The 12,621-nt window shown below is 42.2% G+C and carries 10 protein-coding genes and 1 pseudogene; 9 read left to right on the top strand and 2 right to left on the bottom strand.

Translation table 11 applies throughout. From position 1 onward, the window contains the following. From HMPREF3216_RS06635 to HMPREF3216_RS05360, 7 genes and pseudogenes are all read left to right on the top strand, one after another. A pseudogene (locus HMPREF3216_RS06635) lies at positions 1 to 184 on the top strand (hypothetical protein); the annotation flags it as partial. A gap of 493 nt (positions 185 to 677) precedes the next feature. Further along, positions 678 to 1,484, top strand: a complete 807-nt coding sequence (locus HMPREF3216_RS05335; protein ID WP_060787269.1) for a DeoR/GlpR family DNA-binding transcription regulator — start codon at positions 678 to 680, stop codon at positions 1,482 to 1,484. Positions 1,485 to 1,521: 37 nt separating this feature from the next. Next, positions 1,522 to 2,349: a hypothetical protein gene (locus HMPREF3216_RS05340; protein WP_060787270.1), complete on the top strand. Its 828-nt coding sequence runs from the start codon at positions 1,522 to 1,524 to the stop codon at positions 2,347 to 2,349. Beyond that, on the top strand, positions 2,336 to 5,155 hold the full coding sequence (locus HMPREF3216_RS05345; protein ID WP_060787271.1) for an HAD-IC family P-type ATPase: 2,820 nt from the start codon (positions 2,336 to 2,338) through the stop codon (positions 5,153 to 5,155). Before HMPREF3216_RS05340 ends, HMPREF3216_RS05345 begins: the two co-directional genes overlap by 14 nt. A gap of 61 nt (positions 5,156 to 5,216) precedes the next feature. Further along, on the top strand, positions 5,217 to 6,716 hold the full coding sequence (locus HMPREF3216_RS05350; protein ID WP_060787374.1) for an L-serine ammonia-lyase: 1,500 nt from the start codon (positions 5,217 to 5,219) through the stop codon (positions 6,714 to 6,716). 269 nt (positions 6,717 to 6,985) lie between these two features. Next, a complete protein-coding gene (locus tag HMPREF3216_RS05355; RefSeq protein WP_060787272.1) occupies positions 6,986 to 7,393 on the top strand; it encodes an FKBP-type peptidyl-prolyl cis-trans isomerase in 408 nt (135 codons plus the stop codon). 49 nt (positions 7,394 to 7,442) lie between these two features. After that, the gene (locus HMPREF3216_RS05360) at positions 7,443 to 7,922 is read left to right on the top strand and encodes a GreA/GreB family elongation factor (protein WP_060787273.1); all 480 of its coding nucleotides are present in this window, start codon (positions 7,443 to 7,445) and stop codon (positions 7,920 to 7,922) included. A gap of 192 nt (positions 7,923 to 8,114) precedes the next feature. Here HMPREF3216_RS05360 and lexA read toward each other — a convergent pair whose 3' ends face one another. Next, on the bottom strand, positions 8,115 to 8,837 hold the full coding sequence (gene lexA / locus HMPREF3216_RS05365; RefSeq protein ID WP_060787274.1) for a transcriptional repressor LexA: 723 nt from the start codon (positions 8,835 to 8,837) through the stop codon (positions 8,115 to 8,117). A 159-nt stretch (positions 8,838 to 8,996) separates the two neighbouring features. Here lexA and HMPREF3216_RS05370 point away from each other — a divergent pair, with 159 nt between their 5' ends. After that, on the top strand, positions 8,997 to 9,359 hold the full coding sequence (locus tag HMPREF3216_RS05370) for a LysM peptidoglycan-binding domain-containing protein (RefSeq protein ID WP_060787275.1): 363 nt from the start codon (positions 8,997 to 8,999) through the stop codon (positions 9,357 to 9,359). A 293-nt stretch (positions 9,360 to 9,652) separates the two neighbouring features. After that, positions 9,653 to 10,099, top strand: a complete 447-nt coding sequence (nrdR, locus tag HMPREF3216_RS05375; RefSeq protein WP_060787276.1) for a transcriptional regulator NrdR — start codon at positions 9,653 to 9,655, stop codon at positions 10,097 to 10,099. A 227-nt stretch (positions 10,100 to 10,326) separates the two neighbouring features. Here the strand turns inward: nrdR and HMPREF3216_RS05380 are convergent, their stop codons facing one another. Beyond that, entirely contained in the window at positions 10,327 to 12,603 is a 2,277-nt protein-coding gene (locus HMPREF3216_RS05380; RefSeq protein ID WP_060787277.1) for a HelD family protein, read from the bottom strand. Positions 12,604 to 12,621 lie beyond the last annotated feature (18 nt).

Genomic DNA, 12,621 nt, shown 5'->3' on the forward strand with positions numbered 1-12,621 from the left:
AACAAACGCGGGCAAAAGGGAACAAACGCGGGTGCGACATTCTCTGTTTGGTGTTGTAGGAGGGCTGCGAATCGACTTGCATGAGCACTTAGAGCGTAGCGTGCGAATGCACTTCGATTCGCTGAGCCGCTCAAACGTAAAGTACAGTGGACTTTACATGCGGCGAAGACGTGAGCGCGGCTAATCCGCGCGAGCGCATTTCCTTGTTTGGTGTGTAGGAGGGCTGGGTGTTTCTTGTCTCACAACGCTTCGCCTCTTACGTGTTGTCTGTTGTTGCGGTTGTTCCGATTTGGCTTTGATTTTGTTTTTAGCTGAAGTTTGTTTGTAGGCGTGTGCCATTGGATTATTTGGTATCGGCTGCCGCTCTTATACTGTTCGACCAAGAATCACCCAGCCCTCTTGCATGCTTGAACAATTGCGTATCGCTAGTCGCCTGAGATTCTCGATTTTTCTTCTTCATTCGATGAATCACCACCTTCGGTGCTGAGGTTCATCTCATTCAGTGCGAAAAATCTCGAATCTCTACCTAACTTGGTATTGCGCATTTTTACAAGCATTTGTTCGTTTTGGGGAATTTTGCCAGATTTTACGTGATTTTTGTTAAATACTTAACGTTTAGAGCTTAGAAACGCTCATTTGCGTTTGTTTTTTGCGTTTACTTGTGCGATAATGTTCACATGATTTCTTCACAGCGTCAACAATTGATTTTGAGCCGCCTTCGCACCAGGGGGGCCGTGCGTATTACCGCTCTTTCCAAAGAACTCGCCGTTTCTGCAATGACAATTCGCAGAGATATCGCAGAGCTTTCGGATCGCGGGCTTTTAAAGCGCGTACACGGTGGTGCTGTTACAACTAACACTCTTCTTTCGGAGCCGCTGTTTTCCGTAAAGTCGCAGATGGATATGGGGCTTAAGGATGCAATCGCCAGTAAGGCGGTAGATTATGTTCAGCCTGGAGATGTTATTGCTATCGGTGGTGGCACAACTGCGTACGTATTTGCGCAGCATCTGCTTGAGTCGCGTAGGGCGTCTGGAATCACGATTCTAACAAATTCAATTCCAGTTGCGGAGCTTGTTCAAGCGCTTGAGTCCAAAGATATTGAGGTTATTGTTACAGGTGGCGTTATTACGCGTTCCAACTCCCTGGTTGGCCCTATTGCAGATAAGGTTGTTTCGTCTTTGCGTGTAAACACCGTATTTTTGGGCACGCATTCCGTTAGCTTGCCGCGCGGATTCCTTATGCCAAATTCGCTGGAAGCCGCTACAGATATGGCTTTGATGGATATTGCAGATCGCACGATTATATTAACGGATCACACTAAGTGGACGTGCACGTCGCTTTCGCTTTTTGCGCGATTTGACCAGGTTGATACGGTTATTACGGATGATTGCTTAGATGCAGATTCGCAGCTTCGCACCCGTGAGTTGGTTAAGAATCTGGTTCTTGCTCCAACGGTTGCTGGCGATTCTTCCGCGTCCGCGTGATTTTGCGTGAGCGTGTGTAATCGTGGCGTGCGTAGGTATGCGTGCATTTAGTGGTGTTTTGTGCAAAAGCAATCGCAGTAATCGTATCAATCGTAGCAATTGTATTGTTTTTGCGCTCGCATCCATGTTGGTTATTTTCTTGCTTGCATCGCTAAGTGCTTGCACGCCTAAAAATCAAGCTGTTGGAGACACTGGTCGTTCGGACGATATTGTTCACGACGGAATCGACGTAGAAGACATAAAGTTGTTTATAGTCGGTTCAAGGCAGGCGGCGCTTGATTCTAAGCTCTTGCATCTGTGTGAGAAATTTGGTTTAAAAGCATCGTACGCATCAATCGCAGACGTTAAGAATGCCAATTTTGCCTCGCAAGAGGCTGTTAAAGATGCGTCAAATCAGCCTGTTTCTATGATTTTGATTAACAACATTAATGTTGATGGCGTAGACCGCGTTGATTCTAGCGCTAAGAGCAATGCTGGTGGAGCGCATGTTGATTTAAAGGCGCGCAAAGCTTGGGTTGATGCGCTTAAATATGCGCGTTCTGCGGGGATTCCTGTTGCGCTTGTTAATCCAAAAAATCCACCTAAAGATTGTTCTTTGTTTGCGGCAAAACTCTATATTCTTAAGGATTTAGACGGTCAGGATTTGTTTGATGCTGGTTTAATCAAGGGTGATTTGAGGGGTGATTCTAAGGCCGCTTTTAATGGCGATTTTAGAAATCATTTAAGCTGTGTTGAAAAGAGTTGCCAGAAAAGTCATATAAAAAATTGTGGGAAGATTCAGCATTCTAGTCTTCTAAAAATCGTTCAATCGGTAATTGACAATACGCCTCATGGTAGGGATGTGGTTATAAATGACAAAGGTTAGTGCAGGCGCGCAGGTTGTGCCAGAGGAGCAGGTTTTGCAAGAGGATCAGGTTGTGCAAGGCGCAAAAGACTCTCCAGATTTGCCAGAAGTTAGCGAATCGGGTTTAACTCAAAGTGAAGTTTCCGCTGCCGTAGAACAAGGATTTGTAAACGTTACAGAAAATCGTACTTCTAGGTCAGTGCTTTCAATTGTGCGCGCAAACGTTTTTACGCTTTTTAATGCGATTATCTTTGCGGCAATGGTTGTTGTTCTTGCCACTGGCTCTTGGAAAGACGCGGTTTTTGGCTTTGTAATTCTTATTAACACAGGTATTGGCGTTGTTACGGAGCTACGCGCAAAGCGCACGCTTGATCGCCTTTCGATTCTTGTTGCTTCTCGTTCTATTGTTCGGCGAGGCGGCCAAAACGTTTATGTTGATCATAGCTGTATTGTTCTTGGTGATTTGTTGTGGGTTCGTGCTGGCGACCAGGTTCCTGCGGACGCTAAGGTTGTTGAGTCTTGGGGCTTGGAGATGGACGAGTCCATGCTTACTGGCGAGTCTGTAACTGTTCGTAAAGCTGCGGACGACTTTGTTTATTCTGGGTCTACAGCGGTTTCTGGTGTTGCTTTAATGCGCGTTACGGCTGTAGGTGCTAATAGTTATGCAGCTAAACTTGCGGCGCAAGCAAAGGTTTATACTAAAACAATTTCCGATTTGAGTCGTGGAATCAACACGATTTTAAAGTGGATGACTATTGTTGTTGTTCCTCTTTGTGTTTTGCTTGTTTGGTCACAGATTAACAAGGTTGGCGGTTTTGCTGAGTCTTGGCAGACTGGGCAGTGGAGGAGTGCTGTTGTTTCTGCTGTTGCTGGCGTTGTTGGCATGATTCCAGAAGGTCTTGTTCTTTTAACTTCGCTTAATTTCGCTGTTGCTGCAATGCGTCTTGCTCGTAAAAAAACACTTGTTCAGGAGCTTGAGTCTGTTGAGACTTTAGCTCGAGTGGATTGCCTTAATTTAGATAAAACAGGCACTATTACAGATGGCGGAATCGCGTTTGTTGGTGTTGATGTGATTGACAATTCGATTGACGATTCAATTGACGAAGCTTTTGTAAAAAGTAAAAGCGGCGATTCTTCCAGCGTGGCGGCTGCTAGCGACTATAGTCATGCTGTAAATCAGGCTTTGTTTGATTTGTCTAACGAAGAAAATCCAAATGCTACGGGTCTTGCCATTATGGAAGGCCTTAAAGATCAAGGTGCTTGCGTTGCATCGAATGTTAACGCTCGCTTGCCATTTTCTTCCGCAAGAAAGTGGAGTGCAATTCGCTATGAGCTAAAAGACGGCAGTTTTGAAACGTGGTATATGGGTGCTCCAGAGGTTTTGGCAACTGCGATTTGCGCTGACTGTTCTTTAGAAGATGGCGATTCTACTTGCAATAATTGCCATTTAACGGAGCCTTTCAAGCGTATTTTGCATCGAGTAAACGAATATGCACAGCAGGGCAATCGTGTTCTTCTTCTAGCGGTTGCTACAGGCAAGTCTGTGGTTTCTGACTCTGTGGTTTCTGACTCTGTGGTTTCTAGCTCTGTGGTTTCTAGCTCTGTGGTTTCTGGCGATTCTTGTGATGCAACTTTTTCTAGCTCGCCAAAAGTGTCCACAAGTGCTCGCCCTGTTGCACTAGTTCGTTGCTCGGAGAAAATCCGCACCGATGCTCGCCAAACTCTTGAATGGTTTAGGCAGCAAGGTGTTAGATGTCGCGTGATTTCTGGCGATAATCCAACAACTGTTGCAGCTGTTGCCGAAAAAGTTGGTCTAACTGGTGATTCAAAGCCCGTTTCAATGGACGCAAGGCAGCTGCCTAAAGATATAAATCAGCTTGCCGAGGTTCTTGAAAACGTTGATGTTCTTGGGCGCGTTTTGCCTGATCAAAAGAAGTTAATCGTTCAAGCTCTACATTCCAAGGGTCACGTTGTTGCTATGACTGGTGATGGTGTGAACGACACTCTTGCGCTTAAGGAAGCAGACTTAGGCGTAGCAATGGGTAATGCTGCTCCAGCCGCTAAGGCAGTTGCGCAAGTTGTGCTTGTTGATTCTCGTTTTTCTCATCTTCCAGACGTTGTTGCTAAGGGTCGCCAAGTTATGGCAAATATGGAGCGTGTTGCAGGCCTGTTTCTTGTTAAAACCGTATATTCTGCACTTATTTCAGCAGGTGTTGTTTTACTCGGTCTGCATTTCCCATATTTACCTCGTCACATAACCTATATTGGTTCGTTAACCATTGGTATTCCAGCGTTTTTGCTTGCTTTGGCTCCTAATACAAGACGTTATATTCCTGGATTCTTGCATCGTGTTGTTCGATTTGCGCTTCCAAATGGCATTGCTGTTGCCGTATCTGTTTTGGCTGTTTCCATTTTTGCTCCTTTAATGCTTTCGCGTGGACTTGATTCCTCTAGCGTTAGTGCTTCTAGCATAATTGTTGAATCTGTTTACACCATTGGTCTAACTCGCAGTATTTGCGCTGTTACAGTTTTTGTGCTGGGTGTTGCAGTTTTGGCTACTGTTTCTAGGCCACTTGCTTCTTGGCGTGGAATTATGGTTCTATGTTTTGCTGCTGCTGGCGTTATTGGCGCGTTTATACCATTTGTTGCGCGTTTCTTTGATTTGCATGTTCCTATAAGCGGAAATGCAATGTTTGTTATGATTTGTGCCATATTATTCGCTTTCGTTATATGGTTGATTTTGCATCTGATTAGTCATCTAGTTGAAAATTGGATTGATAGCGCAAATGATGATGTTCTTTTGCGCTCTGATTCCAGTAACGATTAGTGCAGCGTGTCGTAACCTTAACAATTGTGTTTACAATAGATATGTGTTCAGTATTTTAGAAATGTTTTCGGTTGGTGTAGGTCCTAGTTCTTCGCATACGGTTGGGCCTATGCGCGCGGCGAATGCCTTTGTAACCTCTCTGCAAAAGAGTGGGAAGCTTAACAATGTTTCTCGTGTGTGCGTTACATTGTATGGTTCTTTGTCTCTTACTGGATTGGGGCATGGTACAGATCGAGCATCCGTTGCAGGTCTTGAAGGTAATCTTCCAGACGATGTTGATACAGAACACATGATGACTATTCGCGAAGATTGCAAGAAAAGTGGAACTTTAACGCTTGCGCATAGTCATACTATTGCGTTTGACTACGATTCCGATGTTGTTTTTGAAAAGTGGAGGCGCATGGCTGCGCATCCTAATGGCATGCGGTTTGTTGCTTTGGACTCCTTTGGTAATACTGTTGACGAGCAAGTTTGGTATTCGATTGGCGGTGGATTTATTCGCAAAGGTAATGCAGACGATAAGATGATTGGTTTGCATGACCGCGTTGGTGAATCTGAAACAGAAAGTGAAGATTCTTCTAAAGACTCTTCTAAAAATGTTGAGTCTTCCACTATGCAATCTACTGATTCGTCTACTGAGTCTTCCACTGATTCTTCTGTTCCATATCCTTTTACAACGTGCAAAGAACTTATTTCTATTTGCAAAAAAGAACATAAGAGCATAAGTAGCATTGTTTGGCAAAACGAGCTTGCTTTGCATAATGGCGATTCTGAATATGTTCGCTCCTATTTGCTGCGTGTTTGGAATGTGATGGGAGAGTGTGTTGAACACGGCTGTAACTCTAAGCAGCAGATTCTTCCAGGCGGACTTGATGTTCACAGACGCGCTCCACGCATGTATGAGCGTTTGTCCGCAAATTCCGACATTCTTAAGCAAGATCGCAGACGAGCAAACTGCGCTTTGGAAGCTTCTGATTCTGCGTGGGTAAATCTTTTTGCTCTTGCGGTAAGTGAAGAAAATGCTGGAGGTGGTCGTATTGTTACGGCTCCAACCAATGGATCCGCTGGCATTATTCCAGCAGTTTTGCAATACTATTGGCGTTTTGTAGACAGTGCTAGCGAAGAAGGCATTGTAAAGTTCCTTCTTGCTGCTGGTGCTATTGGTTACTTGTTTAAGCGCAATGCTTCTATTTCTGGCGCAGAAGTTGGTTGCCAGGGAGAAGTTGGTTCGGCGTGTTCTATGGCTGCCGCAGGCTTGTGTGAAGTTCTTGGTGGAAGCCCTGAGCAGGTTGAAAACGCTGCAGAAATCGGTATTGAGCATCATCTTGGTCTCACTTGTGATCCAGTTGGTGGTTTGGTTCAGATTCCTTGCATAGAGCGCAATGCTATGGCTGCAAACACGGCCATTAACGCTGTTAGAATGGCGCTTTTGGGTGATGGCTCTCATATTGTTAGCTTAGATAGCGCTATTAAAACCATGAAGGAAACTGGGCATGACATGATGTCTAAGTATCGCGAAACATCTAAAGGTGGTCTGGCTGTAAACGTTGTTGAATGCTAGTTTATAGCTTTTTATGTTTATAGTTATCTCATAATATTTTTCCTTTAAATGCTTGTATACTTGCTTGCATTATGTTTATGTAGGCGTTGTGCAATTTATATACGTATTGGAATAGGTAGCGGTTGAGTGCTAATCTAAAACACGCTATAAGATTGCATAACTGTTATAATATTCAAAGTTTTTAGTAAATAGTTTGTAGAGGTTAATGGTTGTTTGCAAGCATTTATATATGTTTGTAAGGGATTATAAGAGGTTATAAAGGAGGCAAAATGGTAAAGGATATGCCAGAAGTGGTTGCAGAGTTTGGTACTACGCCAACGGTGACGTTCCCATCGCTTGAGCCGCCAGCAGGGCTTAAGGTTGTTGAGTTGGTAGAGGGCAACGGACCTTTGGTTCGTGCTGGAGACACTGTTACTGTTAATTATCACGGTGTTGTTTGGGGAGCTAGCGAGCCTTTTGATTCTAGTTTTGCTCGTCATACTCCTGCCAGCTTTGGTATTGGTGTTGGTCAGGTTATTCAGGGATGGGATCGTACTGTTCCAGGTCATAATGTTGGTTCTCGCTTACTTGTTTCTATTCCACCTGAGTATGGTTATGGTTCGCGCGGGGTCCCTCAGGCTGGAATTGGTGGTTCGGACACCCTCGTTTTTGTGATTGATATTATTTCTACTCGCTAAATGCGTGTGGTTGATTTTATTCTTTGTTCTTTGTTAAGGAGATTGCAAAATGGCTGAAGAAAAAACAATTTTGTTGACTAAGGAAGCCTACGATAAGCTCAAGGAAGAATTAGCTCATCGCGAAGGTGAATATCGTGACGAAATCACCGAGCGTATTGCTGCTGCTCGCGCCGAAGGCGATTTGTCTGAAAACGGTGGCTATCAGGCTGCTCGTGAAGAGCAGGGCAAGAACGAGGGTCGTATTAATGAGCTTATTGTTAAGCTGCGCAATGCCAAAATCCTTGAGGCTCCAAAAGATGGTCTTGTTGGTAATGGTTCTGTTGTGACTCTAGATCTTGCTGGCCGAGAGATGACATATGTTCTTGGTTCACGTGATATTGCTGTTGCTACTGATTACGATGTTATTAGCCCAGAATCTCCGATTGGCGCTGCAATCATTGGTGCTAAAGCGGGTGATACTGTTAGCTACTCTGCTCCAAATGGTCGTCAGATTTCTGTAACCATTAAGGACTCTCATCCACTCGCCTAGGCAATAAAATGTCTTAATAGGCAAGCGTCTTTGCTGTTATCTATCTATTTTCTCTAATCGCTGTGATTTAAAATCTTTATGATTTACAAATCACAGCGATTTTATTTATGCGTTTATTTGTGTCCGTTTAACAGTATCGCTCTTTAGTTGTTTTGATTGCTTAAATCTTTAAATCTCTAAATCTCTAAATCTTTAAATTTTTCTTAAAATGGTAACAACTTTGCCCATTATCTTTGCGTGCGATCCGTCAATAGGGGAATACGCAGGGTTGTGAGGCATAAGCCAAACGTGACCATTTTCTTTTCTAAACGTCTTTACAGTTGCTTCGTTATCTAGTAGTGCAGCAACAATATCTCCATTTGTTGCTTCATTTTGTTCTCGCACAACAACATAATCGCCGTCGCAAATTGCTGCGTCAATCATTGAATCGCCATGTACTTCTAGCATGAATAGATTACCGCTTCCAGTAAGTCTTTCTGGTAAACGCATAACATCTTCAACATGCTGTTCGGCTGTTATAGGCGCTCCTGCTGCAATTCTCCCAACAAGAGGAACGTCGTGAGAGTTTATCAAAGACTCGCTGTTGTACATGCTTACATCAATGGCTGATTGTTTTGCAAGCAATTCTTGAGCTTTTTCTTTGTTCTTTTGTAGAAAATCTCCAATAACTTCAATTGCTCTACCTTTATTTGCACTTATTCGTATTAATCCTTTCATCTCAAGTGCTCGTAATTGGTGTTTTACGGAAGAAGGACTTCTTAAACCTACAGCTTCGCCTATTTCTCTAAAAGACGGTGGAAAACCGTGTTCTTCAAGACATTGTTGTATGGCATCCATGATTTTCCTCTGGCGATCTGTTAGTGATTCATTGTTGTGCGCCGCAGAATCGCTAAGCTCGTTTGGGTTGGTATTCATGGTGTCTCCTTTCGTTGTTTACAGTCTAATACACTTTTTCAAAAAAATCAAACATATGTTCGACACGCCGTTGCATATTTAGAACAAATGTGTCAAGATTGATACACCTGTTCGATAGAACAAATGTTCATATCAATATAAATGTAAGAAAGGGCAGTTATGTATAAGAACTTAAACGCTTCTAATAGCATTAACTATTCAAATGCAAATCGTGCCGTTTTGGCAAATAAGGCTTGCAGAAGGCGTAAAAATAAATTATTTATGCGTTTTATTGTTTTTGCTGTATTAACGTGCTTTGCGTGGTTTGTGTTTATGCCAAGGCCAGCTGTTTCAGCCGTGTCAAAGTCTTTTGTAACATACACAGTTCGTCCTGGAGATACATTGTGGAGTTATGCAAAATCTATAACAGATAAAAATGGCAATATTTCTGATTCTGTTGATTATCTTATGCAATTAAATAATCTAGATTCGCCAGATTTAGAAGTAGGGCAGTCTATACGCGTACCTTTTATCGACGATTAACTTGTTATTAAAAATATCATTAAAATATGGAGGATTACATGAGTTCAGATTATCAATATGATTCGTCAGATTTATTTACATTATGCTATGACGATGAATCTGTGTGTTCTTATTGCGATGATTTAAGTACAGATTCGGTTGTTGTTATGAATGTATTTATATATCCGTCTATTCGGGTATTTTCCAATAAATTTTATAAAATATACGAGGAAAAATATGAAAAAATTGATTTATTTATATAAAATATTGAAATATATATAACATATTAAATTAATTTTTAGTATGCTGTATATATGCATTGTCCTTTTTGTAAGAATTCCGATACTAAAGTTATCGATACGCGAATTAGTGAAGATGGGTATTCAATACGCCGTAGACGTGAATGCCAGAAGTGTGGACGTAGATTTACAACAGTAGAAACTACACAATTGCTTGTTATGAAACGTTCAGGTTCTATTGAACCGTTTGATAGAGCAAAGGTTGTTGCTGGTGTTGGAAAAGCTTGTCAGGGTAGGCCAATAGATTCTGAAGCATTAAAAACACTTGGAATGGAAGTTGAAGCTGATTTACGTGCTCGTGGATTAGCTCAGGTTACGTCCGAAGAAGTTGGAAAAGCAATATTAAAGCCGTTGCGCGAGTTGGACGAAGTAGCATATCTTCGTTTTGCTAGCGTGTATCAGAATTTTACTGGCTTAGAAGATTTTAAACGTGCTATAGAAGATCTTAAGAAAAGTAAGTGATTAGTAATATTTGTGCATTGCGTGAATATTATAAAACAAGTACATGTTATTGAGTATTTGAGTTTATGTGAATATTTGTTCACCGTTATGCTGGTGAATTATTGAGTCTTGATTAAATGTAGTTATATATGTGAGCAATAACCTGATTTGTTTGACCCGTTTAAAGGGTCAAACAAATAACAAGGTTGTTAATGGTTAGGTTTACTCAGTACTGCACTTTACAATTTTTACTCCGAAAAATCAGCGTCGTCTTGTGTGCGCAAGATAACAAGACGCTGTGTTGGTCTTGTCATAGCAACGTATAAGTTAGCGGCTGCGCTAAGCCTAGATGCAGCTTCTTGCTCTATAGCAGAAGGTTGCATTAGTATTACCGCATCGTATTCCAATCCCTTAACGTCTTCTGCAGTGCAAACACTAATTTGGCTATCGTCAAAGCTTTGCTGAATTATGCGGGTATATTCCTTAGTTGAAAGATTTTTGCTAAGAGTATTTTTAACTATATTGTTTGCGTGGGCTATTAATTCTTGAGGAACAATAATTGCTACTCGTCCACTACCGTCTTCGGAAACAAATTCGTTAAATAAATCAATGCAATATTTAGAAAGAGCATTATCAAGTTCATTTTGATTTTGAACTGTTTGCTTAATAAGCGAATCTGGAACAGATCTAACGGCGTTAACTGTTGAAATGTATAAGCCAGAATTATCTGCCACTTTTCCTGCAGCTTCGGAAACTTCTTTAGGATTGCGGTAGTTGATTGTTAGCTCATAAAGATCCCAGTTCTCGTTTCCAAATAATGAGCTCATATTTTTTTGCCAACGGTGTGTACCGCCTAAAGAGGAGGTTTGTGCAACATCGCCAACAATAGTAAATGATCGTGAAGGGCATCTGCGGATTAGCATTCGCCAGTCCATTGCAGTAAGCTCTTGTGCTTCATCTACCACAACATGACCATAAGTCCACTCTCTATCTGATGCAGCAAGATTAGCAACCATGTTTGCATCGTTGCCTTGAATGTTTTCAATAAGCATATCGGCGGTAATAATGCCATTGCCTATTCCGTTTTGTGCAAGAGTATCAGAAGCATATTGTTGCTCTTCAAGCTTTTTGCGAGCATTAGCAGCGTTTTGTGCTTCAATCTTTGGGTCTGGTCCTAAAAGTTCCATAGCTTCGTCAAGCAGTGGAATATCGGATTTAGTTAGAGGACTTCCTTTTGGTCTAATTAATGCATGAATATCATTTTCGCTTAACCAAGGAGCATATATGCGAAGCTGTTCGGGTTTAGAAAAAAGTTGGTCTATAAGCCAATTAGCATTCATAGGAAGCCAAGCAAGGTTCAAAGTTATTTTGAGCTTGTTTTCCATCCTAAGTTGCGATGTAATGTCGGATATTTCGGCTTGGGAAGGAACGTAATCAAGTTGTTCCAGATACCTGTTTCTAAGCGAACTTATTACTGACTTTACAAATGTTTTACGAGCCTGGTTGTGAGGCTGGTGTGTGCGCTGAGCGTCTAATTGTGCAAGCTCAATATCTTCTTTTTTGAGCTGTACAGCAAAACCGTTTATGCGTAATGTTGGCAAATCTTTAGGAACACGTATTCTTGCGCATATAGCGTTTTGAATAACGTTTTTCATACGGTACATTCCCTTAAGTTTTGCTGCATGTGCAGTATCTTCTGCATCTGCACGAACGTTTGGAATTAAATCCGCTATAGTTCTGCTAACAACACCAGTTTCTCCCAAAGATGGCAAAACTTGGTCTATGTACCTTAAGAATGCAGAGCTTGGTCCTACAATCAAAACTCCTGATCTTTCAAGCTTTCTGCGGTGTGTATATAACAAGTATGCTGCTCTATGCAATGCAACAGCAGTTTTGCCTGTGCCAGGGCCGCCTTGAACAACAATTGTACGGTCTAGAGGAGCGCGAATAATGCGGTCTTGCTCAGCCTGAATGGTTGCAACAATATCCGTCATTTTTCCAGTTCTACGAGAGCCTAGAGAAGCAAGTAATGCACCTTCGCCAGTAAGTGTCCCTTGTTTAGACGCTTTGTTTACTTCGTCGGAATGAATGTCTAGAATCTCGTCTTCAACGCCCACAACTTCTCGGAATTTAAGAGTTATGTGTCTGCGCATAACAATGTTTCCGTGATTAGAAGGAGTTGCCTCGTAGAATGGTCGAGCAGCCTCTGCTCTCCAGTCGGTTAAGATTGGGTCGTGATTTTCACTTAGCAAACCGATTCTGCCAATATAGCGTCTTACTCCTTCACAATCGTCTAGGCGACCAAACACAAGTCTATCTTCTACAGCTCTAAGTTGCGTTAAACGATCTTCGTACATTGTTGCAAAAGAATCTCGTTCTGTTCGCTGAGTTGGCGATCCGTGTGAGCCTGCAGCGCGTACAGAATCAAGTCTTGCACGGATTGTTGAACGCAAGTTATCTAAGCGCTCATAAGCGCAATCAACCGCTTGTTGTTCTTCGCTGAGTTGTGAGGAGTACGTAGACATTTGTGTCCGTTCTTCTTA

It is taken from the genome of Gardnerella vaginalis (assembly GCF_001546455.1).
In the GTDB taxonomy this organism is placed as follows: Bacteria; Actinomycetota; Actinomycetes; order Actinomycetales; family Bifidobacteriaceae; genus Bifidobacterium; species Bifidobacterium vaginale_B.